Source organism: Nocardia sp. 852002-20019_SCH5090214 (assembly GCF_001665865.1).
Classification (GTDB): domain Bacteria; phylum Actinomycetota; class Actinomycetes; order Mycobacteriales; family Mycobacteriaceae; genus Nocardia; species Nocardia nova.
The window spans coordinates 18,165-39,475 of sequence record NZ_LZMK01000186.1; the positions used below are offsets into that span (position 1 = coordinate 18,165).

Genomic DNA, 21,311 nt, shown 5'->3' on the forward strand with positions numbered 1-21,311 from the left:
ATCGTTCGTGACCCGCGACACACCCACCCTCGATCCCGGCCACCGGGACCCACGCGCCCCCCAGCGACATCGCGCGCCGACGCCGCGTGAACCCGCAATCGCGGGCAGCGGTGCGTGGCGGGATGCGGTAGTGGTATTCCGAAACCAGGCGCCGGCGATCCGACTGTGCGCGGATCGAAAACTGCTGGGAGGTAGCGACTGTGGCGGTCGGATCGGAGCCCGCGCTTCGGTACCGGGTGTTTCGCCGGGCCGAGGTCAGGGTGCTCCTGCGTACCGTGCGGGCGGCGTGGTCGGACGAATTGTCCGATTGGGCGGCGGCATTGACGTACTACAGCATGTTGTCGCTGTTTCCGGCGCTGCTGATCGCCATCGTGGTGCTGAGCATCGCCGGACCCGCCCCCGCCGACTCGCTCGCGGGCGCGGCCGGGCGGCTGGGGCCCGGCGGCGGCACCTCACTGATCGCCGAGTCGATTCATCATCTGCAGTCGGTCAAATCGCTGTCCGGTCCGATGGCGGTCGTGGGCCTGTTGTCGGCGTTCTGGACCGTATCGACCTACCTGGGGGCGTTCATCCGGGCGGCCAACGCCCTCTACGGAGTGCGGGAGAGCCGATCCCTGTGGCGCACACTGCCGCTGCGCTTCGCGCTGGGTCTGGTACTGGTGGTCGCCGTGGTCGTCACCGTGCTCGGCTTCGCCATCACTCCGGGCCTCGCCGAACACGCCGGCAACCGGATCGGAATGGGTTCGGCGGGCCTGCTCGTCTGGTCGATCGTGAAGTGGCCGCTGCTGGCCCTGCTGGTGAGTGTGGCACTGGCGCTGCTGTATTGGGTCGCGCCGAATACCGAGGGCCAGCGGTTGCGCTGGCTCACCTCCGGAAGCGTGATCGCCGTGGGCATCTGGATCGCGGGGTCGGCCGGACTGGCCCTGTACGCCGCGCATTTCGACTCGCTCAATCGCGTGTACGGGTCACTGACCGCGGCGATCGTCCTGCTGATGTGGTTGTGGCTCACCAACTTCGCGATTCTGCTCGGCGCGGTCGTCGACGCCCAGATCACCCGCCAGCGAATGTTGCGCGAGCACCCCGGGCCGTGATCGGCATCGCGGTCACGAGGCTCGCGACCGCCCGGCGGCCGGTGGCGCGGAGTGCGGGTCGAGCCGGCGGTTGGTGGCCGCCAGTTGCCAGGCCGTCGCGGCCTCGAGCCGCTCGACCCGGGTGGGGTCGAGCCGGCCGCAGATGTGGTCCCAGTGCAGCGCGAGATGATCGCCCACCTCGACATCGGCGGCATCGATGCCCGCGCCGGCAAGCTCGATGCGGCGCGGCGACGCTGCCGAGAGCGACAGGTGCGAATCGCTCCAGCGCAGCCGGCGCACGGAAACCGTCGCGGTGGTGGCGTCTCGCGCGCACACCCGCGCCCAGCTGATCCGGCAGTTGTCGAGCACGCGCAGCGGCAGGTCCGCGGGACCCCGGTCGAGCAGACGGGTCCACGGATAGATGCCGAACACGTGGAAGTTGTGGTTGGGCGCGCTTTCCGGAGCCAGCTCCGGGCCCAGATGACGCCAGTACCCACCGGCGATCGGTCCGATCACCGACAACAGCTCCGACAGGAATTCCGCCCGGTCGATGCCGGCGCCGACTCCCCCACCGAGCCAATAGGATTCGACCAGTCGCGGGTCGAGCGGATCGCCGATCCCGGTCATCGACGACAGCACCCGCAGATACGGCCAGGCTCCGGAGAAGCGCCGTGCCACGGCCCGGATCTCGGCATCGGTCCCGCCGGCCAGCGCGGGGGCGTCGGCCGGGCCGCAGTAGCCCAGCGCGTTCGGCGCGTAGGCGTACCGCGCGAACATCTGCGGCCCGCTCATGTCGGGCCCTCGTGGGCCGTCCGCGGGGATCGCCCGCGCCGCCACAGGATCAGCGCCAGCAGCCAAGTCGCGAGGAACAGCGCCACCACGACGAAACCCATCGCTCCCAGATCGAGACCGCCGATCCAGGCCAGCGGGCCGGAGGTGATGCCCAGTGCGCCGGTGACCACGGAGACGATCTCCTGGGCGCCGATCAGCAGGGCCACCGCGACCGACAGCCCGGTCACCAGCAGGTTGTAGTAGATCTTGCGTGCCGGCGCGACGCAGGCCCAGCCGTAGGCGGCGTTCATACACGCCCCGTCCAGCGAGTCGAACAGCGTCATCCCGGCCGAGAACAGCAGCGGCAGAACGACGATCGCGTACCAGGGCAGGTCGGTGTCGGCCGCCGCGCCACCGGCGAGTACCAGCAGACTCACCTCGGTGACCGTGTCGAATCCCAGCCCGAACAGCACTCCGATCGGATACATCTGCCCCGGCCTGCGAACCGCGCGGACCAGCGGATCCAGCACCCGGTTCAGGGCCCCACGGGCGTGCAGCCGGGAGTCGAGGTCTCGCTCGTCGCCCTCGCCCCGGCGCAGTGCTCGTCCGATTCCGATGAGCGACACCAGGTTCAGCAGGCCGATGAGCAACAGGAAGGTTCCCGAGACGCCGCTGCCGAAGGTACCGGTCCAGCGCCGCAGGCCGGAACCGTCGTCCTCGACACCGGATGCCAGTGCCCGAGCGCCCAGTGCCAGCGCACCGACCATGACGAAGACGACGGTGGAATGTCCCAGCGAGAACCAGAATCCGACCGACAGCGGTTGTCTGCGCTCGCCCACCAGCTTGCGGGTGGTGTTGTCGATGGCGGCGATATGGTCGACGTCGAAAGCGTGCCGCATCCCCAGCGTGTAGGCGGTCACGCCCAATCCGGCGCCGAACACCACGTTGCCGACCGCATAGTGGCCCGGGACGACCAGAGCGGCCAGCAGCCCCCACCCCGCGACGTGCAGCGCGGCCACGGTCACGGCCATGCCGATCACGTCGCGGCGCCGGCCGCGCCGGTCTCGTGCCCACCTCCGGGCGGGCGATATCGTCACCGACGGCCGCATCGTATCTCCCGCCTGCGCCCCCACCGGACGCTCAGCAGATCCGCGGAAGCTGTTCGCCGGCGGGCAGATCCACCACCCGGGTACCGCCGAGGGCGGTGCGCGCGACCACCATCCCGGGATGTTCGTCGACGCAGACGCCGATCGCGCAGGCCCGCGCGCCCAGCGGATGGGCCCGCATGGCCGCCAGCGCGCGGTCCGCGTCCTCGGCGGCGACGAAGGCGATCGCCTTCCCCTCGTTGGCCACGTACAGCGGATCCAGTCCGAGCAATCCGCAGGCATCGCGGACCGCGTCCGGAATCGGCAGTGCGCGTTCGTCCAGCCGCACACCGACATGCGCCGTTTTCGCGATCTCGTTCAGCGTCGCCGCGACCCCGCCGCGGGTGGGGTCGCGCAGCATGTGCACATCGGCGCCGGTCTCGAGAATCGCGGCCACCAGACCGTTCAGCGCGGCGGTGTCACTGCGCACGGTGGTGCCGAATTCCAGGCCCTCGCGGCAACTCATCACCGCCACCCCGTGCACGCCGATATCGCCGCTGACCAGCACGACGTCGCCGGGCCGGGCGCGCTCGGGGCGGATGTCGACCCCCGCGGGCACCAGCCCGATGCCCGCGGTGTTGACGAAGATGCCGTCTCCGTGACCGGAGTCGACCACTTTCGTATCGCCGGTCACCAGCTTCACCCCGGCGGTGACGGCGGCGGCGCCCATGGCTTCGGCGACCCGCGCGATATCGGCCAGGTCGGTGCCCTCTTCCAGGATGAACGCCGTCGACAGCACCAGGGGCTGCGCACCGGCCATGGCCAGATCGTTCACGGTGCCGTTGACCGCCAGCTCGCCGATCGTGCCGCCGGGAAAGACGAGCGGTTTCACCACGAACGAATCGGTGGAGAAGGCCAGCCTGGCGGCCCCGACCTCGACCACCGCCGCATCCCCGAGCGCGGCGTCGGCGGCGGCGCCGAACGCGGGCAGGAACAGATGCTCGATCAGCTCGCCCGACATCGCACCTCCGCCGCCGTGCGCCATCACGATGGTCGGCGAATCCCGCAGCGGCAGCGGGCACACCCAGCTGTCGGCGTCGAATACCGGTGCCGGGGTGGAGGTTCCGGCGTGGTCAAGCATGAGCCACCTCCGCCGGCAGATCCAGGCGGCGATACAGGTAGTAGGCGGCGCAGGCGCCCTCGGAGGACACCATCGTGGCGCCCAGCGGGTTACGCGGTGTGCAGCGGGTGCCGAACGCCGCGCAATCGGTCGGCTTGATCAGCCCCTGCAGCACCTCTCCCGAGCGGCAGACCGACGATTCGGCGGTGTGGATATCGCCCACGCTGAATCGGTATTCGGCGTCGAAGTCGCGATAGCGCGGCGAGAGCCGCCACCCGCTGCGCGGAATGACGCCGATGCCGCGCCAGCCGCGATCGGTGACCTCGAAGACGTCCTGCAGCATCGCCTTCGCGGCCGGATTGCCCTCGGCGGGTACCGCACGCGGATAGGCGTTCTCGACCTCGCAGCGTCCCTGTTCGAGCTGGATCACCGTGCGGCGGATACCCTCGAGAATATCCAGCGGCTCGAATCCCGTGACCACCATGGGAACTCGGTACTTCCGCGCCAGCGGCGGGTATTCGCCGATACCCATCACCGAGCACACGTGACCGGCGGCCAGGAACGCCTGGACCCGGCAGTCCGGGGATTCCATGATCGCGGCGATCGCCGGCGGGACCAGCACGTGCGAGACCAGCAGCGAGAAGTTCTCGATGCCCAGCCGCCGGGCCTGATACACCGTCATGGCGTTGGCCGGGGCGGTGGTCTCGAATCCGATCCCGAAGAACACCACCTGACGGTCGGGATTCTGTTTGGCGAGGGTGAGCGCGTCGAGCGGCGAATACACCACTCGCACGTCGCCGCCCTCGCTCTTGATCCGGAACAGATCCTTGGAACTGCCCGGCACCCGCAGCATGTCGCCGAAGGAGCAGAAGATGACCTCCGGGCGGGCGGCGATCTCGAGCGCCTTGTCGATCACCTCCAGCGGTGTGACGCAGACCGGGCAGCCGGGGCCGTGAATCATCTCGATGGTGTCCGGCAGCAGCTGGTCGATGCCGTGCCGGATGATCGAATGCGTCTGCCCGCCACAGACTTCCATGATCGACCAGCGGCGCGAGGTCGCGGCGCGGATGCGTTCGAGCAGGCGCTGAGCCAGTTCGGGATTGCTGAATTCGTCCAGGTATTTCATCGGTTCACCTCGTCGTCGCGGGCGGACTCCGACGGTGCGCCGGAGGTGGGATCGGGAAGGCCGGACTGCCGGGCGGCGATGGCGAATCCGTCGCCGAATTCCTCGTTCAGCACACCGAGGTGTTCGAATTCGGCCAGGGTGGCCAGCGCCGACTCCTCGTCGAGGCGCTGAATGGCGAATCCGACGTGCACGACGACGTAGTCGCCGACCGCGGCATCCGGAATGTATTGCAGGCACACGTCTTTGTGGACACCGCCGAAGTCGACAACCGACATCAGCGTGCCGTCGCGCTCGTACAGGTCGAGCACCTTCCCCGGGACTGCCAGGCACATGATCGGTTCCTTCCTTTCGCTCATCGAGCCCCGGCGGCGAGCAGCTGCCCGAATGCCAGGCCGCCGTCGTTGGGTGGCACTCTGTGATGAGTGATGACGTGAAAACCCTCGTCCCGCAGCCGTTTTCGCGAGAGCGAGAGCAGCAACGCGTTCTGGAACACGCCGCCGGAGAGGGCCACCGGCACACCCGGTTCGCCGAACCGGCGCGCCAGGGCGGCCACGAGTTCGGCGACCGCGACGTGGAAGCGCGCGCCGACGAGGTCCGCACCGGCTCCCGCCGCGAGGTCGGCGACCACCGCCGCCAGCACCGGAGCCGGATCGATTCGCACGGCGCCGTCGGGATCCGCCGCGCCGAGCGCGAATCGGTAGCCGTGGCCGGGATCCGTGTCGCGGGCGCGGGCCTCCAATTCGATGGCGGCCTGGGCCTCGTAGTCGACCACGTGGCGTACGCCCGCCAGCGACGCCACCGCGTCGAACAGCCGTCCCATACTCGAGGTGGGAACGCAGCCCAGCCCGGTGCGGAGTTGATGGGCGAGGACCCGGCGCTCGGCGGGCGGGCACGCGGCGACCGCGGCGAGGGATTCCTCCCACGGGATGCCGGCGGCGTGCAGATGAGCCAGCGCCATCCGGTAGGTCCGGTGCACGCTGGCGTCACCACCCGGTAGCGCGACGTAGGCCAGATGCGCCAGGCGCCGGAACCCCTTGTAGCCGGCGGCCAGCACCTCCCCACCCCAGATCGCCCCGTCCGGGCCGAAACCCGTTCCGTCGAAGGCCATTCCGAGGACGGTCGACGAGCCGGGCAGGCCGTGCTCCCCCATCACCGCCGCGATGTGGGCGTGGTGATGTTGCACGGTGTGTACCGGCCGTCCGGCCGCGGCCCGTCGCGCCCAGGCGCTGGAGCGGTAGCCGGGATGGGCGTCGACCGCCAGCCGCGCCGGGTGCACTCCGGTCAGTTCCTCCAGATGGTGTTCGGCGGCGCCGAATGCGCGCAGCGTGGCGAGATCGTCCATATCGCCGATGTGCTGGCTCAACCACGCGTACCGGCCCTCGGCGACCGCGCAGGTGTTCTTCACATCCGCGCCGACCGCGAGGACGGGCGCCGACTCCTGCGGCAGCGCCAGCGGCAGCGGCGCGTACCCCCGGGAGCGGCGGATCGGCAGTTCGACGCCGTCGACCAGCCGGACCACCGAATCGTCGCAGGGCACGAGGATGCGGCGGTCGTGGTCCAGCACGGCGTCGGCCAGTTCCGGCAGCCGCCGCGCGGCGTCCTCGTCGGTGTAGCAGAGGGGTTCGCCGCCGAGATTGGCCGAGGTCATCACCAGCGCGAGTGGTCCGGGCGAGTCGCCGGGCAGTCCGAACAGCAGCAGGTGCAGCGGGGTGTAGGCCAGCATCACCCCGAGATCGCGAAGGCCCGGCGCCACCGCGTCCGTCAGCACGTGCCCGCGCCGCGGCAGCAGCACGATCGGGCGCTGGGGTCCGCTCAGCACCGTCGCGGCAGCCGCGTCGACGTGTGCGACGGTGCGGGCCGCGGCCGGATCGGCGACCATGACGGCGAAAGGTTTGGCGCCGCGGCGTTTACGCACGCGCAGCCGCGCCACCGCATCCTCGTCGTCGGCGGCGCAGGCGAGGTGATAGCCGCCGATCCCCTTGACCGCCACGATTCCGCCCTCGCGCAACGTCTTTCGCGCGGCGGCCACGGGATCACCGGTTCCCGGACCGGAGTAGCGCAGGGTGGGCCCGCAGTCCGGGCAGGCGATCGGCTGGGCGTGGAAGCGGCGATCGGCGGGATCGTGATACTCGCGCGCGCAGCGCTCGCACATGGCGAAATCGGCCATCGACGTCCGCTCGCGGTCGTAGGGCAGACTCGCGATGATGGTGAATCTCGGCCCGCAGTTGGTACAGGTGATGAACGGATGCCGGTAGCGGCGATCGGCGGGATCGGCCAGCTCCCGCGCACAATCGGCGCAGATCGCCACATCGGGCGAGGCCAGGGTGCGGCCGCTGCCACGGGTCGTGCCGGCGATGTGGAATCCGGTTCCGCCGCGCACCGGCAGATCGGTGCGCTCCACGGAGTCGACTACGGCCAGCGGGGGCGGCCGATGGCGCACCCGATCGGTGAATTCGGCCAGTGCCCAGGGTGTTCCCTCGATGTCGACGATCACCCCGTCGCTGTCGTTGGCGACACTGCCGGTCAGCGCGAGTTCGGCGGCGGTGCTGTAGACGAAGGGCCGGAATCCCACGCCCTGCACCACACCGCGCACGATCAGCCGGCACCGAGCGCGCCCGGTGTCGGCTCCTCGCGCCGCCTCGGTACTCACGGTTCGCCCCGGCTCAGCAGTCGCAGTCCGGCGAGCGCCTCGTGGGCCCCCGCCTCGTCGGTGCGCTCGACCGCGAGGCCCATGTGGATGATCACCCAGTCACCCGGTCCCACCGGATCGTCTTCCAGCAGGCCGATATTCACCTTGCGCTCGGCGCCGGAGACATCGACGAGAGCCAGCTGACCCGCGTAGCCGTCGACGATCTCCACGACCCGGCCCGGAATTCCGAGGCACACGATCACACCTCCGTTCGCGACATCCGCAGTTGCGCGACCACCCGCGCCACGGTCTCGGCGCCCTCGTCCACCGCGGCCGCCACCGGTTCGGACAGGCCGATCCCCTCATCGGTCGACAGCACCTGACAGCCCACGACCACGGTGGGTGGCACGACCCCGCCCAGCGCCCGCACCCCCGCGAACACCGCCGCCGGATCCATCCCGTGGGCGTCCAGACCGGCCGGCGCCTCCTGGTCCGGTTCGGCGCGCATCACCTCGATGCGGCCCGCCGCGCCCCGATTCGGGACCGCGTCGACCAGGACCAGCGCATCCCAGGGATCGAGCAGGTCGTAGGCCAGATGCATACCGCGGATGCCGTAGTCGACCACCCGCACGCCGTCCTCGCGGTCCGGCGGTATCCGCCGCACCACCTCGGGGCCGAATCCGTCGTCGCCGAGAAAGATGTTGCCGATTCCGGCGACCAGCACCCGGCTGTTCACATGCGCCGCATTCGCAGATAGCGGCGCATATCCGGAATCGAGCGGATTCCGATCAGCGCCAGGACGACGACCGCCGCCGCGACGATTCCCGTCGCCACCATTCCCACCGTCTCCATGACATCCGTCCTTTCCTCCGGCCGCGCTACTCGCCCGGTCCGTCCAGCGGTTCCAGTTCGTCGGGATCGAAATACAGGTAGCGCCCGTACCATTCGTGCAGATCGGCTCCGGGATCGTCGGCGATGACCACACCGACGTGGGTGCGCCCGTCGACGTCGGCGTGCACCGAGGTGACCCGTGCGTCCCTGCCGTCGAAGAACATGTCGTGGATGTCGGCGCGCCGGGCCGGATGCAGCCGGACCATGCTCCCCTTGCGCACCAGCGTCCCGGCGATGGGCACGGCGTCCGAGTCGGGCCGCACAGCACCGTCGGCCACCGGATCCCACCAGTCCGTCCCGGGCGGAATTTCCGGCACCAGCCGGTTCTGCCCGGCGCCCGGGTCGCGCAGCACGCCGTGCAGTCGCGCCATCTGCTCGGCGGTCATCGCGTCACAGCTGTCGACGATGCGGGCCGCGCGCGGATCGGTGGCCCGCGCGGCCGCCTTCTCCTCGTCGGTCATGGCCATCACGCGCAGGGTGAGGATCTCGTCGATCTCGGTGGCGTCGTAGAGCGATTCCTGGCTCTGCTCGGCGATTTCGGGATGGTCGTAGAGGATGATGGGCGAAATCAGCATCAGGCTGCGGTCGCCGGGCGGTCCGGCCAGTACCGGGAAGCAGCGATGCTGGACGCACCGCGCCACGGCGGCCTCGGCCTCCGGCGGCGGTTCCAGCAGCGAGACGAATTCCGCGCCGCCGGCCTCGGCGATCACGTGCGCGCCGAGCATGGAGCGAGCCAGGGCGTCGCGACGGTCGGTGGCCGGCTCCCCGGTATTGCGCACGGTCACGGTGAGGATCGGATATCCGCCCTCGGAGGCGACGGCCAGCTCGAATTCGCCGCGCAGCGGCCGGCGAGTGCGCACGACGTCCGCGCGCCCGGTGGCCGGATCGACGAGGGGTTCGGTGTCGCGACCTCCCGGAACCTCGAACGGCACCGTCACGGCGACCGGGGCGCACGGTCCGACGGAGATCTCCCGTTCGACGGCCTCGTCCCAGTCCGGCCGGCTGGTGCCCGCGGCGGCGCGATGTTGCAGCTGCAGGAACCGCAGTGTGAACCGCAGGACCGAGTCGCCGTCCGGGGCTATCGGCATCTGCCCGGCGAGTTCGGACTCCTCGCCCAATCCGGACGCGTGCGCCCCGACCGGACCGAGGACGCCGAATTGCCAGCGGCAGCGGTTCTTTCGCGCGTCGGCCCGGTACGGGTAGAGCAGATAGCCCTCGTAGAGCACCGCGTCGGCGACCGCGCGGGCTCGTGCTCGGCTCGATCCCGCGGTACTCACGCCGACTCCTGCGCGCTCGCGAGCAACCGCGCGACCGTCTCGTCGAAACCGAGCAGCCCGTGCTCGCCCTTGTAGGCCGCGAGCGCGGCCAGGGTGTCCTCGTGCAGCCGCAGCCAACCGGTGGCCGGGAAGTGCGCCGCCATCAGTTCCCGCCACACCGAGACCGGCATCCGGTAGCGGTCGTCGCGGTCCCACGGGATCTGCTGCACGGCGAAACCGTTGCTGCCACGGATGAATACGGTCCCGCTGAACAGGAACAGCAGCGGCACCTCGCCGTCACGCAGCGCGTGCAGATACTTCGATCCGGCGACCTCGAGGTCGTAGGTGCACGGCATCGGCAGATCCACCTCGGCGCCGCCGGTGAAGCCGGGAACCGTGGTCGCGCAGTGCATCCACAGGAACGAGCGCTGGGTGTGGTCCCAGCGGTCGCGCGGACCGAACAGATCCAGCAGTCCGGCGCTCTCGGCATCGGTGTAGTTCCGGCGGTTCGGCTCGATGCGCACCTGGGCGCGCAGCGCGATGGCGTGGACGGGTTCGGCACCGACGGAGGCGATTCCGATCCGCGCGGACAGGATCGGAGTGACCGCGTACGGTTCGGGCTTCAGCCCGAGCACCGCGAAGGTGGTGGCGTAGGCGGGGCTCACGGCGCCTCCCCCGGATCGAAGGCCCGGGCCCGCGCCGTCGTCTCGGCGAAGAATCGCGCCACGTAGTCGCGCACGTCCGCACCGCCGTCGAAACCGCGCCACAGCAGGCGGATCCGGCCGACGAACTCGTAGCAGGCGTCGATCGGCAGCAGCAGGCAGCGTGCGGGCGCGTCACCGTCGGGGACCTGGATCAGCAGCGCCTCGACATCGTCGGCGAGATCGCCGAATTCCGGATGCCGCTCCATGAAGGCGGTCCAATTGTCCAGGGGCAGTTCGGATTCGGTGGCACCGGCCGGTCCCGGATAGAACGCGACGGTGCGCCCGGCCGACGAACTGTGGAAGAAGAAGGCAAGGCCCACAGGGATCTCGAGGCCGTCCCACTCCGGCAGGGTCATCCGGAAATCCGGGAACGAGACGTATCGCCGCGGGACCGCCCGGTAGCGCAGGGCCGCACCTTGATCGGTGAACAGCAGAGAGCAGCCCCGGCACACGCACAACATGCGCCGGCTTTCGGTGTCGACGACGTGCGGATGGTCCGCGCCGACGGGTTCCGCGCACATCTCGCACCGCTCCCCCGCGACCGGCGCCGGCGGGCGTTCGGCCGCGAGGCGGCGCAGGGCGCGCACGGTCGGATTCATCCGCCCACCCCCACCGGAATCGCCACCGACAGTTCGCCGTCACGCACCAGCACCGGCAGCGGCTCGAGATGTCCGGCCCCGTCGAGCCGGGCGCCGCCGTGCACGACGTCGAAGTGGGCGCGGCAACCGGGGCAGCGCAGCACCGGATCGCCGCGGACCCCGCGGTGCAGCACCGCACCGGCCAGCGTCCGATCGCAGTTCGGGCAGTGATCGCGGTAGACGTAGATCTCGTCGCCGACTCGGCAGGCGAGCACGCTCAGCCCGGCCAGCGCGAATCCGCCGACCTCACCGGCGGCCAGCTCGGCCAATTCCGGTGCGCCGATCCAGTTTCCGCCGGATCGCACGTGCGCGAACAGCGTCTCCGGGGCGATCACCGCGGCGTCGGCGCCCGCCTCGGCGGTGACCACCTCGATCGCGGTGATCTCCGGGGCGGCCGCGCGCACGGCGTCCTCCACCGCCAGTTCCAGTGTCACCGAGGACGACGGGCAACTGCGGCAGCTTCCGGTCAGCTCCAGCCGCACCACCGCCTCCGCGGTGACCTCGAGCAATCGCACGTCGCCGCCGTGCGATCCCAGATACGGCCGCACACTGTCCAGCGCGCCGGCGACCCGGGTCGCCACGTCGTGCGGATGCAGGCCGTGCACCAGCAGCAGACTGGCGATCAGGTCGTCGTCGAGCAGACGCTGCACCGTGCCCTCGTCCAGGACGGCGAGGATGCGCCGCAGACCGGCGCCATACAGGTCGACCACCTCGCCGACCAGCGCCTCGGCCCGTTCCCGAGCCGCCGCACCGCCCGCGGAACTGGCATCGAGCAGGGTCTCGATGCGATCGCCCGCGCTGCGCCACCGGTCGTCGCCGACCGTCGCAGCGGACTCACCGTCAGGACGCGTGGATATCGCCTCCTCCTGCCGCCGGGACCGGATCTCCCGCTATCCGACGGTCGATATCTGTGCCGGTGAATGCACCAGGTCCAGGGTCGTGCCCTTCCCGAGATACATGTGCACGCCGCAGGGCAGGCAGGGATCGAAGCTGCGCACGGTGCGCATGATGTCGATGCCCTTGAAGTGCTCGCGGTCGTTCTCCTCGAAGATCGGCTGTCCCTGCACCGCGTCCTCGTAGGGCCCCGGCGTGCCGAAGCTGTCGCGCGGGCTGGCATTCCACGGCGTCGGCGGATAGGGGTGGTAGTTCGCGATCTTGCCGTCGCGGATCACCATGTGATGCGACAGCACCCCGCGCACGGCCTCGGTGAAACCGCAGCCGATCCCCTCGGCGGGCACGTCGAAGTGCTCCCACGTCTTGGTCCGCCCGGCCCGGATCTCCGCGAGCGCCTGCTCGGCGAAATGCAGTGCGCATGCCGCCGCGTAGGCCTGGAAGTAGGTGCGGGCGCGATCGCGCTCGATGGTGTTGCTCCCGTACTCCGGAATCTTCCATTCGAGTTCCACCGGCCCCTTCAAGGCGGTCTTGGGCAGGTTGATCTGCACGCTGTGCCCGGTCGAGCGCACGTAGCCGATGTCGACCAGCCCGGCCAGCGCCGTCGACCACAATCGGGCCAGCGGGCCGCCGCCGGTGTCGAGGGCCAGATGGTCCTTGCCGTCGAACCAGCGCGGTGACATCACCCAGCTGTACTTGTCCTCGAGGTCGCGTTTCTGCGGCTTCGGGTTGGTGTGCTGATTCCACGGATGGCGCCGGTCCACCGGATTGCCCAGCGGATCGGTCTTCACGAACATATCCTGATCGGTCCAGTCGTCGTAATACGAACTGCCCAAAAGGATTCGGAGTCCGAGGTTGATGTCGACCAGCGAGGTGGTGACGAGTTTGCCGTCCACCACCACCCCCGGCGTCACGAACATCCGCCGGCCCCAGTCCTCCATATCCTTGTACTCGAAGTTGCAGACCTCCGGATCCTGGAACGAGCCCCAGCATCCCAGCAGGGTGCGCCGCAGCCCGACCCGCTCGTATCCGGGCACCGCCGTGTAGAAGAAGTCGAACAGGTCGTCGTGCATCGGCACGACCTTCTTCATGAATTCGACGTAGCGCATCAGCCGCGACATGTAGTCGGTCATCAACTGGACGGTCGCGACCGTGCCGACGCCGCCGGGATACAGCGTCGAGGGATGCACGTGCCGGCCTTCCATGAGGCAGAACATCTCTCGCGTATACCGGCTCACCTGCAGCGCCTCGCGGTAGAACTCACCGGTGAAGGGATTGAGCGCTTCCATGATGTCGCCGATGGTGCGATAGCCGTGCATCGCGGCGTGCGGCGCCTCGGCCTTTCGAGCGGCGTCGAGAACGCTGGGATTGGTTTCGGCGACCATCTTTTCGCAGAAGTCCACCCCGACCAGATTCTCCTGGAAGATGTTGTGGTCGAACATGTATTCCGCGGCCTCGCCGAGATTGACGATCCACTCGCCCAGATGCGGCGGCTTCACGCCGTAGGCCATGTTCTGGCAATAGCACGAACAGGTGGCGTGATTGTCACCGCAGATTCCGCAGATGCGACTGGTGATGAAGTGCGCATCGCGCGGATCCTTGCCGCGCATGAATATCGAATAGCCGCGGAAGATGGACGACGTGCTGTGACATTCGACCACTTCGCGATTCTCGAAATCGATCTTCGTGTAGATACCGAGGCTGCCGACGATACGGGTGATCGGGTCCCACGCCATTTCGACGAGCGACTCCGGCTCGATCTTCTTGTGCGACGCCTCCGGGATGATCTGTGTCATCGCGAGATCCTCCTACCAGGTGCGAGTCGCGCCCGTATCGAGTTTCTCCCCCTTGTGCCGCCAGTGCGGCTCCTTGTCGACCGTGCGGCCGGTGATGTGACGCAGACTGCGGATCACCGATCCGTACAGCCCCGATGCGGAGGACGAGAGTTTCCCGCCGGGTGGTTCGTCCATGAACGGCATGAATTTGTCCGGGAATCCCGGCATGGTGCAGCCGATGCAGATGCCGCCGACGTTCGGGCATCCGCCGACGCCGTTGAGCCAGCCGCGTTTGGGCACATTGCATTTCACGACCGGGCCCCAGCACCCCAATTTCACGATGCACTTCGGCGAGCCGTACTCCTCGGCGAAATCACCCTGCTCGTAATATCCCGCGCGATCGCAGCCCTCGTGCACGGTCGCCCCGAACAACCACTTCGGGCGCAGCGCCTCGTCGAGCGGAATCATCGGCGCCTGGCCGGTGGCCATGTACAGCAGATAGGTCAGTGTTTCGGACAGGTTGTCCGGCTGGATCGGGCAACCCGGCACGCAGACGATCGGGATATCGGCTTTGGACTTCCACTGCCAGCCGAGATAGTCCGGAACTCCCATCGCTCCGGTGGGATTACCGGCCATCGCGTGAATGCCGCCGTAGGTGGCGCAGGTGCCGACCGCCACCACCGCGGTGGCCTTGGGCGCCAGCCGGTCGAGCCATTCACTGGTTGTCATCGGCTGGTTGGTCTCCGGGTTGTTGCCGAAACCGCACCAATAGCCGTCGCCGTGCAATTGTTCGTTCGGTATCGAGCCTTCGACCACCAGAACGAAGGGTTCGAGTTCGCCGCGGTCGGCCTTGAAGAACCATTCGAGGAAGTCGTCGGCTCCCCCGTTCGGACCGCATTCGAAATCGATCAGCGGCCAATGTACGGCGATCTTGGGCAGGCCGGGAAGCGCTCCGAGAGCGATTTCCTCGACACTGGGCTGGGTGGCGGCAGTCAACGCCACCGAATCACCGTCACAACTGAGGCCCGCGTTGATCCACAGGACGTGTATCAGCGTCTCTTCGGCCCGAACTGCTTCCTGGGTTGGCATGAATGCCGCCTTCCCGAGCCGGGCGGGGGCTGGCCGATCCGGCTCGAAGCCGTCTCAATCTGTGATACAGACCACACAGATGTTAGTCGCGTGACATATGAACCTCAATGGGTGCGCCGACCGCGGACGGGCGTTGCCCGGCCAGCCAGCCGTACCAGTCGTCGAGGCCCTCTCCGCTGGTCGCCGATATCGCGAGGACCGGCACCCCGGAGTTGATCGTGTGGATGTAGCGCGTACAGGCGGCGAGATCGAAGTCGACATAGGGCAGCAGGTCGATCTTGTTGATCAGCACGATCCCGGCCGCGGCGAACATATGCGGATATTTCAGCGGCTTGTCGGTCCCCTCGGTCACCGAGACGATCACGACCTTCGCGCGCTCGCCGAGGTCGAACAGCGCCGGGCACACCAGATTGCCGACGTTCTCGATCAAGACCACGCTGCCGCGCGCCGGGGCCAGCGAGTCGAGCGCGCCGCGGGTCATCTGCGCGTCGAGATGACAGCCGGCGCCGGTGTTGATCTGCACCACGGGGCAGCCGGTGGACTCGATCCGACGCGCGTCCAGCAGCGTCTCCTGATCGCCCTCGACGACGGCGATCGGCATGCCCGGGCATTCCCGAATGGTGTGTTCGAGCAGCGTCGTCTTGCCCGCGCCCGGTGAGCTGGTGAGGTTCAGCGCGAGGATGTCCCGCTCGGCCAGCCAGCGCCGATTCTCTTGTGCCAGTTGGTCGTTCTTGGCCAGCACCTTCTGTTCCAGAGTCACCGTCGCGGTCGGCGGACCGCCGTCCTCGTGCCGGGAATCGCGATCGTGCCCGTCGCCTCGGCGGGGACCGTGCTCATGCGGGTGGCTGCCGTCGTGCGGGTGATCGTGGCCGTGACCGCCGTCGTGCGAGTGGTCGTGGCCGTGACCGGCATCGTGGGAGTGGTCGTGGCCGTGATCGCCGTTGTGCGGATGTTCGTGCTCGTGCGGGCCGGTGATCACCGCCTGGGTGTCGTCGCCGCCGCATCCGCAGGTTGCGCACATGTGTCACTCACCTCCATGGAGCGGATTCGCAGCTCCCGCCCGGCGCGGATGTCGACGTCGGCGCTGCCGCACGCGCACAGCGGGATCAAATCGGGCAGAGCGAATTCGGCGCCGCAGGTGCGGCAGCGCGCCCGGCCCGGAACTTCCTCGATCACGAGTTCGGCGCCCTCGGCGAGGGTCCCTTCGGCCGCGAGGCCGAAACAGAAGTGCAGGGAATCCGGAACCACCGCGCAGAGCATCCCGATCGCGACGGTCACGCGGTGCACCCGCCGCCCGGCAGCGTGTTCACACGCGCCGCTCACGATCCCCTGCGCGATTGCCAGCTCGTGCATGAGTTCTCTCGATTCATCGATGCGCCGATTCATCGCAGGCCGACCCACTCAGCGTACTCCGGCAACTTTCCCGCACAACCCGCTTACCAGGAGATCCGCTCGTCCCGGCTGCCCCCGGCGATCACTCGGCGCCGCCCCCTTCGGCGGTCCCAGGGATACGTCTACCCGCTGCGGTCCGGCCCTTCCGCGCTCACCTGCTGCGGACGTCACACCGTGGCCCGTGTGCCGACACCGGGCCCCGGCTGTGGGAGCACCACCCCGCGGGTCGCCGGTAGGCTCGACGCGTGACTTCCGCTCTGCAGCCCAACGGTTTTCGGTCCGCGCTCGTGCTGGGCGGAGGTGGATCGGTCGGCACCGTGTGGACGGTCGGGCTGCTGGTCGGCCTGCGGGAAGCCGGGATCGACCTCGCGCGAGCGGACCGCATCGTCGGCACCTCGGCCGGCGCGGTCGTCGCCGCGGTACTCGCCGAGGGCGGCGACGTCGCCCGCTTGCTCACCCCGCCCGAGCCGGGGAAGGAACCCGCCCCGGCCGTCCCTGCCGACGCCGCCGAACACGTGGCGCGAATGGACGCCCTGCTGGCGATGCCGCACTGGCCGAACCGCGATCTGATCATCACCTCGGTCGATGCCGAGTCCGGAGAGCTGCGGGCGTGGACCCGAACCGATGCGGCGTCCGTGGCGGAGGCGGTCGCGGCGAGCACGGCGGTGCCGGGAGTGTTCCCGCCGATCCCGATCGACGGCGGCCGCTACGCCGACGGCGGCGTGCGCTCCCCGATCAACGCCGACCTCGCGGCCGGCGCCGAGACGATCGTGATCCTCGAACCGGGCGCCCACCTCTACCCCCGAGCCGAGACCGACCACGAACTCGCCTCGGCCACAACGGTTTCCCTGTCCCCCGACGCCCAAGCCACAGCCGCCACCGGGGCGGACGTCTTCGATCCGGCCGCACTCCGGCCCGCCTACGAGGCGGGCCTGCGCCAGAGCGCGGTTGCCGCCGCACGCCTACGTGAGATCTGGCCCGCGCCATAGCCCGACGCATGTGCGGTCGGGCTGGTCACCGCCCGCCGGTCACCACGCCGACCGCGACACCGATGACCGCGGCGTTGTAGAAGAATCCGAGCACCGAATGCACAAGCACTTGTGCGCGGATGTCGCGATGTGCCCTGCACTTCGACGAGCCATTCCTCGGGGTCCTCCTCGCGCCGGTGCCGCCACAGCCGCACCGCCCAGATCCCGACGTAGACGGCTGTCAGCACGTCCCAGATCAGGAGCCAGGCGTTCGGAGCGCCGACCCACAACACGGCCAGCCCCACGACCACGAGCCCTGCCTCCATCACCCCGCTGACGATCACTCTCGGCCTGATCATGAACCGATCATCGTCGCAGTCGGCGCCCGATTGTCGGACGTACCGTCGGGCACCGCGTCGCGTTACGTCCTGCCGCCCCTGCGGCTTTCAGAAGATCCTCAGCTTCACGCGGCCGACGCAGCGACGGATCCGGTTTACGGTGGTGCGATGGGTAAGCCGTTCGCACCGATTCCGGCCGTCGTCGCGGCAGCCGGTCTGCTCGCCGCAGTGGGCGGATGTGCTCCCCTGCACGCCGCCCCGACCGGGGACCGGGCGGTCACGGTGGAGTCGAGCGGTCTGCCACGGCAGTACCTGATCCACGAACCGTCATCACCCGGGCCGGGGAGACGACCGGCCGTCCTCATCTTCCACGGCGGCGGCGGAACAGCCGAAAACATGGCCGCCACAACCGGTTTCGATGCCCTGGCCGACACCGAGGGTTTCGTCGCCGTCTACCCCGTCGGCTCCGACAAGAGCTGGAACGACGGCCGGGGCGCGGACACCACCGCGGGCGCGAAGCGGATCGACGATATCGCCTTCGTCTCCGCGATCATCGACCGCCTCGTCGCCGACAACGACGTCGATCCGACCCGCGTCTATGCCACCGGCCTGTCCAACGGCGCGATGTTCACCGAGTACCTCGGCTGCCGGCTCTCGGCCGAGATCGCCGCGATCGCGCCGGTCGCCGGACCGCTTCCCGCCGCCGATGCCGCCGACTGCGCGCCCACGCATCCGCTGCCGGTGCTCGAAATCCACGGCACCGCGGACCCGGTCGTCCCCTACGACGGCGGAGTCGTGCGGATGACCTCCGGCCGCCTCGGCCCTGGCACCAGCCCTGTCCTGTCCGTCGACGCCACCCAGCAACTGTGGCGCTCGAAAAACCGGTGCGGCCCCGTCACGACCGCCGAACTGCCGACTGTCGTCGACGACGGAACCACCGTCCACACCGCGACCGCCGCGTGTGCCGACAACACTCGGGTAGCGGCGTATTCGATCGACAACGGCGGCCACACCTGGCCCGGCGGCCCGCAATATCTGCCCGCCGCCCTCGTCGGCAAGGTCAGCCGGCAATTCGACGCCGCCACCGTCATCTGGCAGTTCTTCAGCGGCCGATAACGCCCCGAGTCCGTGGCAGGCGGCTACTTCGCGAGTGAGCGGCTGATGACCAGACGCTGAATCTGGTTGGTGCCCTCGAAGATCTGCGTGATCTTGGCTTCCCGCATATACCGCTCGACACGGAAGTCGCGGGTGTAGCCGTAGCCTCCGAAGACCTGCACCGCGTCGGTGGTCACCTTCATCGCGGCGTCGGTGGCTACGAGCTTGGCGACCGAGGCCTGCCGCGAGTAGGGCAGTCCGGCATCGCGACGGCGCGCGGCGTCGAGGTAGGTGGCCCGAGCAGAGTCGACGGCGGCGGCCATATCGGCGAGCAGGAACCCCAGGCCCTGATGATCGATGATCTTGCGGCCGAAGGTGCTGCGCTCCTTCGCATAGCCGACGGCCTCGTCGAGCGCCGCCTGCGCCAATCCCGTCGCCACCGCGGCGATCCCGAGACGCCCGGAATCCAAGGCGCTCAAAGCGATTTGCAGACCTTGCCCCTCGGCGCCGATCCGCCGCTCCGCGGTCAGGTACGCGTCGTCGTAATGCGCGGTCGTGGTCGGCACCGCGTGCAGGCCCATCTTTTCCTCGGGCTTGCCGAAACTCAGACCCTCGAGGTCCTTCGGCACCAGGAAGCACGAGATCCCGCGCGAGCCTTCACCGGTCCGGGCGAACACGTTGTAGAAGTCGGCGATCCCCCCGTGAGTGATCCACGCCTTGGTGCCGTTGAGCCGATAACCACCGTCTACCGGCACGGCCTTGCACGCCACCGCCGCGGCATCCGATCCCGCTTGCGGTTCGGACAGGCTGTAGGCGCCGATCGTGGTGCCGCCGAGCATTTCCGGTAGCCAGCGGCGCTGCTGTTCCTCGGTCCCGAACGCCATCAGCGGATGGCAGGCGAGGCTGTGCACGCTCACCGCCACCGCGACGGCCGCCCACCGCGCCGCGATCTCCTCGAGCACCTGCAAATACACCTCGTAGGGCTGGCCGCCACCGCCCCACTCCTGCGGATACGGGAGACTCAGCAACCCCGCCTCGCCGAGCGTGGCGAAGACACCGCTCGGATACGACTCCGACCGCTCGTGCTCGTCGACGATCGGCGCGAGCGCCTTGTCCGCGATGTCACGGGTGAGCTGGATCAGCTCGTGCGCCTCGTCGGTGGGCAGCAATCGATCGACAGCCACGACATCCTCCCTCTCGGCTACGCCTGGCAGTACTCTGTTATCGGCCACAGTACTGTTCGGCGAACAGTACTGCAACACTCACTTGAGTACTATTCAGGCATGACGCAGACGACTCGCAGCGGTTTCGGCACCCGGCGGCGGACCGAACTGTTCGACGCACTCGTCGACCTCTTCCTGACCGAGGGCTTCGCCCATCTCACCCTCGACGAGATCGCCGCGCGGCTGCGCTGTTCCAAGAGCACGCTCTACACCCTCGCCGGCAGCAAGGAACAGCTGGTCCGCGCCGCCACCGTGCACTTCTTCCGGCGCGCCACCGACGATGTCGAGCAACGCATCGCGACCACCACCGGTGCCCGCGAACGCATCATCGCCTATCTGTCCGCCGTCGGAGCCGTCCTCGGCGCCGCATCGCAGCAGTTCATGACCGACCTGGACGCCTTCGCACCCGCCCGGGAGGTCTACGAACAGAACACCCGCCTCGCGACGAGAAGAGTCCGCGAATTGGTCGACGACGGAGTCGCGGCCGGCGAATTCCGGGAAGTACACGCCGCTTTCGCCGCCGACCTCGCCGCGACCATGATGGTCCGCATTCAGCAGGGCGGTGTCCGCACCGAAACCGGCCTCGACGACGCCGACGCCTACCGCGAACTCGCGGCCATCCTCACCACCGGCATTCAGCGGTAGAGACCGCGCAGCGCCCGGCACGCGGCTTCGACGATCTCGTCGGCGGTCACCTCGATCGCACCGTCGAGCCAGGCGGTGACCAGTTCGGCCATACCGCCGATGAACAGCAGACCGGAGGTTTCGTCGGCGGCCCGGCTGCGGCCGGCATCGCCGAGCCACGTTCGCACTTCGAGGGCCGACTCGTGCGCCAGGTGCCGCAGCAATTCCGTTCGCTGCCTTCGCAAGTGCGGAAACGCCACCGACTCGACGATCGCGACGCGACCCTTGCGCGGATCCTCGACCAGCAGCCGCACGAACGCGCCGATCGATGCCCGCATGCGGGCTTCCGGATCATTTCCCGCCGCGTCGGCGGCGCTGCGGCTGGTGTTCTCGATGTCGACGGCGATCCCGTCGAGCACGGCTTCGAGCAGGGCGTCGAGTCCGGTGAAACTCTCGTAGAAGTAGCGCTCGCTGAGTCCGGCCACCGCACACACCGCGGTCATCGTCGTCCGTGTCCCCGCCTCGGCCCACACCGTGAGCCCCGCGTCCAGCAGCCGCGACCGGCGTTCGGTGGCCCGTTCGGCGGCGGTCGCTCCGCGATAGACCCCTGATTGCACGGCCATGGC

General features: G+C 69.1%; 22 protein-coding genes. 4 read left to right on the forward strand and 18 right to left on the reverse strand.

The features are described from left to right. Positions 1-200: 200 nt before the first annotated feature. Entirely contained in the window at positions 201-1,091 is an 891-nt protein-coding gene (locus A5780_RS14805) for a YihY/virulence factor BrkB family protein (protein WP_063027621.1), read from the forward strand. A gap of 12 nt (positions 1,092-1,103) precedes the next feature. Here the strand turns inward: A5780_RS14805 and A5780_RS14810 are convergent, their stop codons facing one another. The 16 genes from A5780_RS14810 to A5780_RS14885 all read right to left on the reverse strand — a co-directional run bounded on the left by A5780_RS14810 (position 1,104) and on the right by A5780_RS14885 (position 16,398). Further along, positions 1,104-1,862, reverse strand: a complete 759-nt coding sequence (locus A5780_RS14810; protein ID WP_064908719.1) for a DUF6390 family protein — start codon at positions 1,860-1,862, stop codon at positions 1,104-1,106. Continuing rightward, positions 1,859-2,950, reverse strand: a complete 1,092-nt coding sequence (locus A5780_RS14815) for a HoxN/HupN/NixA family nickel/cobalt transporter (protein WP_197516747.1) — start codon at positions 2,948-2,950, stop codon at positions 1,859-1,861. The genes A5780_RS14810 and A5780_RS14815 overlap by 4 nt, the downstream gene beginning before the upstream one ends. 31 nt (positions 2,951-2,981) lie before the next feature. Next, on the reverse strand, positions 2,982-4,067 hold the full coding sequence (hypE, locus tag A5780_RS14820; RefSeq protein WP_064908720.1) for a hydrogenase expression/formation protein HypE: 1,086 nt from the start codon (positions 4,065-4,067) through the stop codon (positions 2,982-2,984). Next, complete coding sequence (hypD, locus tag A5780_RS14825; RefSeq protein WP_063014126.1) at positions 4,060-5,172, reverse strand: hydrogenase formation protein HypD; 1,113 nt, start codon at positions 5,170-5,172, stop codon at positions 4,060-4,062. The genes hypE and hypD overlap by 8 nt, the downstream gene beginning before the upstream one ends. After that, positions 5,169-5,504, reverse strand: a complete 336-nt coding sequence (locus A5780_RS14830) for a HypC/HybG/HupF family hydrogenase formation chaperone (protein WP_063014128.1) — start codon at positions 5,502-5,504, stop codon at positions 5,169-5,171. The genes hypD and A5780_RS14830 overlap by 4 nt, the downstream gene beginning before the upstream one ends. Positions 5,505-5,524: 20 nt before the next feature. Beyond that, a complete protein-coding gene (hypF, locus tag A5780_RS14835) occupies positions 5,525-7,822 on the reverse strand; it encodes a carbamoyltransferase HypF (RefSeq protein WP_064908721.1) in 2,298 nt (765 codons plus the stop codon). After that, a complete protein-coding gene (locus A5780_RS14840) occupies positions 7,819-8,058 on the reverse strand; it encodes a HypC/HybG/HupF family hydrogenase formation chaperone (RefSeq protein WP_064908750.1) in 240 nt (79 codons plus the stop codon). The genes hypF and A5780_RS14840 overlap by 4 nt, the downstream gene beginning before the upstream one ends. A gap of 2 nt (positions 8,059-8,060) precedes the next feature. Continuing rightward, positions 8,061-8,537, reverse strand: coding sequence for a hydrogenase maturation protease (locus A5780_RS14845; RefSeq protein ID WP_064908722.1), 477 nt, complete (start codon positions 8,535-8,537; stop codon positions 8,061-8,063). Between the two features lie 142 nt (positions 8,538-8,679). After that, positions 8,680-9,969 (reverse strand): hypothetical protein, encoded by a 1,290-nt coding sequence (locus A5780_RS14850; RefSeq protein ID WP_064908723.1) that lies wholly within the window; start codon positions 9,967-9,969, stop codon positions 8,680-8,682. Next, complete coding sequence (locus tag A5780_RS14855) at positions 9,966-10,613, reverse strand: DUF6084 family protein (RefSeq protein WP_063014136.1); 648 nt, start codon at positions 10,611-10,613, stop codon at positions 9,966-9,968. The genes A5780_RS14850 and A5780_RS14855 overlap by 4 nt, the downstream gene beginning before the upstream one ends. Then, positions 10,610-11,251: a DUF5947 family protein gene (locus A5780_RS14860; RefSeq protein ID WP_063014138.1), complete on the reverse strand. Its 642-nt coding sequence runs from the start codon at positions 11,249-11,251 to the stop codon at positions 10,610-10,612. Before A5780_RS14860 ends, A5780_RS14855 begins: the two co-directional genes overlap by 4 nt. Beyond that, positions 11,248-12,147, reverse strand: a complete 900-nt coding sequence (locus tag A5780_RS14865; protein WP_082857000.1) for a NifU family protein — start codon at positions 12,145-12,147, stop codon at positions 11,248-11,250. Before A5780_RS14865 ends, A5780_RS14860 begins: the two co-directional genes overlap by 4 nt. A 33-nt stretch (positions 12,148-12,180) precedes the next feature. Beyond that, the gene (locus A5780_RS14870) at positions 12,181-13,977 is read right to left on the reverse strand and encodes a nickel-dependent hydrogenase large subunit (protein ID WP_063014142.1); all 1,797 of its coding nucleotides are present in this window, start codon (positions 13,975-13,977) and stop codon (positions 12,181-12,183) included. A 12-nt stretch (positions 13,978-13,989) separates the two neighbouring features. Continuing rightward, the gene (locus A5780_RS14875) at positions 13,990-15,045 is read right to left on the reverse strand and encodes a hydrogenase expression protein HypE (RefSeq protein ID WP_063014144.1); all 1,056 of its coding nucleotides are present in this window, start codon (positions 15,043-15,045) and stop codon (positions 13,990-13,992) included. Positions 15,046-15,127: 82 nt separating this feature from the next. Continuing rightward, a complete protein-coding gene (hypB, locus tag A5780_RS14880) occupies positions 15,128-16,066 on the reverse strand; it encodes a hydrogenase nickel incorporation protein HypB (RefSeq protein ID WP_064908724.1) in 939 nt (312 codons plus the stop codon). Beyond that, positions 16,021-16,398: a hydrogenase maturation nickel metallochaperone HypA gene (locus tag A5780_RS14885; RefSeq protein WP_063014148.1), complete on the reverse strand. Its 378-nt coding sequence runs from the start codon at positions 16,396-16,398 to the stop codon at positions 16,021-16,023. The genes hypB and A5780_RS14885 overlap by 46 nt, the downstream gene beginning before the upstream one ends. A gap of 284 nt (positions 16,399-16,682) precedes the next feature. Here A5780_RS14885 and A5780_RS14890 point away from each other — a divergent pair, with 284 nt between their 5' ends. Continuing rightward, positions 16,683-17,426, forward strand: coding sequence for a patatin-like phospholipase family protein (locus A5780_RS14890; RefSeq protein ID WP_082976479.1), 744 nt, complete (start codon positions 16,683-16,685; stop codon positions 17,424-17,426). Positions 17,427-17,911: 485 nt separating this feature from the next. Next, positions 17,912-18,859, forward strand: a complete 948-nt coding sequence (locus A5780_RS14895; protein ID WP_064906861.1) for a PHB depolymerase family esterase — start codon at positions 17,912-17,914, stop codon at positions 18,857-18,859. A 23-nt stretch (positions 18,860-18,882) separates the two neighbouring features. On the opposite strand, the gene A5780_RS14900 is transcribed toward A5780_RS14895, so the two are convergent. Next, the gene (locus A5780_RS14900) at positions 18,883-20,022 is read right to left on the reverse strand and encodes an acyl-CoA dehydrogenase family protein (RefSeq protein ID WP_064906862.1); all 1,140 of its coding nucleotides are present in this window, start codon (positions 20,020-20,022) and stop codon (positions 18,883-18,885) included. 99 nt (positions 20,023-20,121) lie between these two features. On the opposite strand from A5780_RS14900, the gene A5780_RS14905 reads away from it, so the two are divergent. Then, entirely contained in the window at positions 20,122-20,706 is a 585-nt protein-coding gene (locus tag A5780_RS14905) for a TetR/AcrR family transcriptional regulator (protein WP_063014159.1), read from the forward strand. Here A5780_RS14905 and A5780_RS14910 read toward each other — a convergent pair. Further along, on the reverse strand, positions 20,697-21,308 hold the full coding sequence (locus A5780_RS14910; protein ID WP_064908725.1) for a TetR/AcrR family transcriptional regulator: 612 nt from the start codon (positions 21,306-21,308) through the stop codon (positions 20,697-20,699). The genes A5780_RS14905 and A5780_RS14910 overlap by 10 nt on opposite strands. Positions 21,309-21,311 lie beyond the last annotated feature (3 nt).

Excerpts from the sequence above, each read along its gene's own strand:
- A5780_RS14810 (WP_064908719.1), bottom strand. The coding sequence starts at position 1,862 with ATGAGCGGGCCGCAGATGTTCGCGCGGTACGCCTACGCGCCGAACGCG.
- A5780_RS14815 (WP_197516747.1), bottom strand. The coding sequence starts at position 2,950 with ATGCGGCCGTCGGTGACGATATCGCCCGCCCGGAGGTGGGCACGAGAC.
- hypE (WP_064908720.1), bottom strand. The coding sequence starts at position 4,067 with ATGCTTGACCACGCCGGAACCTCCACCCCGGCACCGGTATTCGACGCC.
- hypD (WP_063014126.1), bottom strand. The coding sequence starts at position 5,172 with ATGAAATACCTGGACGAATTCAGCAATCCCGAACTGGCTCAGCGCCTG.
- A5780_RS14830 (WP_063014128.1), bottom strand. The coding sequence starts at position 5,504 with ATGTGCCTGGCAGTCCCGGGGAAGGTGCTCGACCTGTACGAGCGCGAC.
- A5780_RS14860 (WP_063014138.1), bottom strand. The coding sequence starts at position 11,251 with ATGAATCCGACCGTGCGCGCCCTGCGCCGCCTCGCGGCCGAACGCCCG.
- A5780_RS14870 (WP_063014142.1), bottom strand. The coding sequence starts at position 13,977 with ATGACACAGATCATCCCGGAGGCGTCGCACAAGAAGATCGAGCCGGAG.
- A5780_RS14875 (WP_063014144.1), bottom strand. The coding sequence starts at position 15,045 with ATGCCAACCCAGGAAGCAGTTCGGGCCGAAGAGACGCTGATACACGTC.
- hypB (WP_064908724.1), bottom strand. The coding sequence starts at position 16,066 with ATGTGCGCAACCTGCGGATGCGGCGGCGACGACACCCAGGCGGTGATC.
- A5780_RS14885 (WP_063014148.1), bottom strand. The coding sequence starts at position 16,398 with ATGCACGAGCTGGCAATCGCGCAGGGGATCGTGAGCGGCGCGTGTGAA.
- A5780_RS14895 (WP_064906861.1), top strand. The coding sequence starts at position 17,912 with ATGGGTAAGCCGTTCGCACCGATTCCGGCCGTCGTCGCGGCAGCCGGT.
- A5780_RS14905 (WP_063014159.1), top strand. The coding sequence starts at position 20,122 with ATGACGCAGACGACTCGCAGCGGTTTCGGCACCCGGCGGCGGACCGAA.
- A5780_RS14910 (WP_064908725.1), bottom strand. The coding sequence starts at position 21,308 with ATGGCCGTGCAATCAGGGGTCTATCGCGGAGCGACCGCCGCCGAACGG.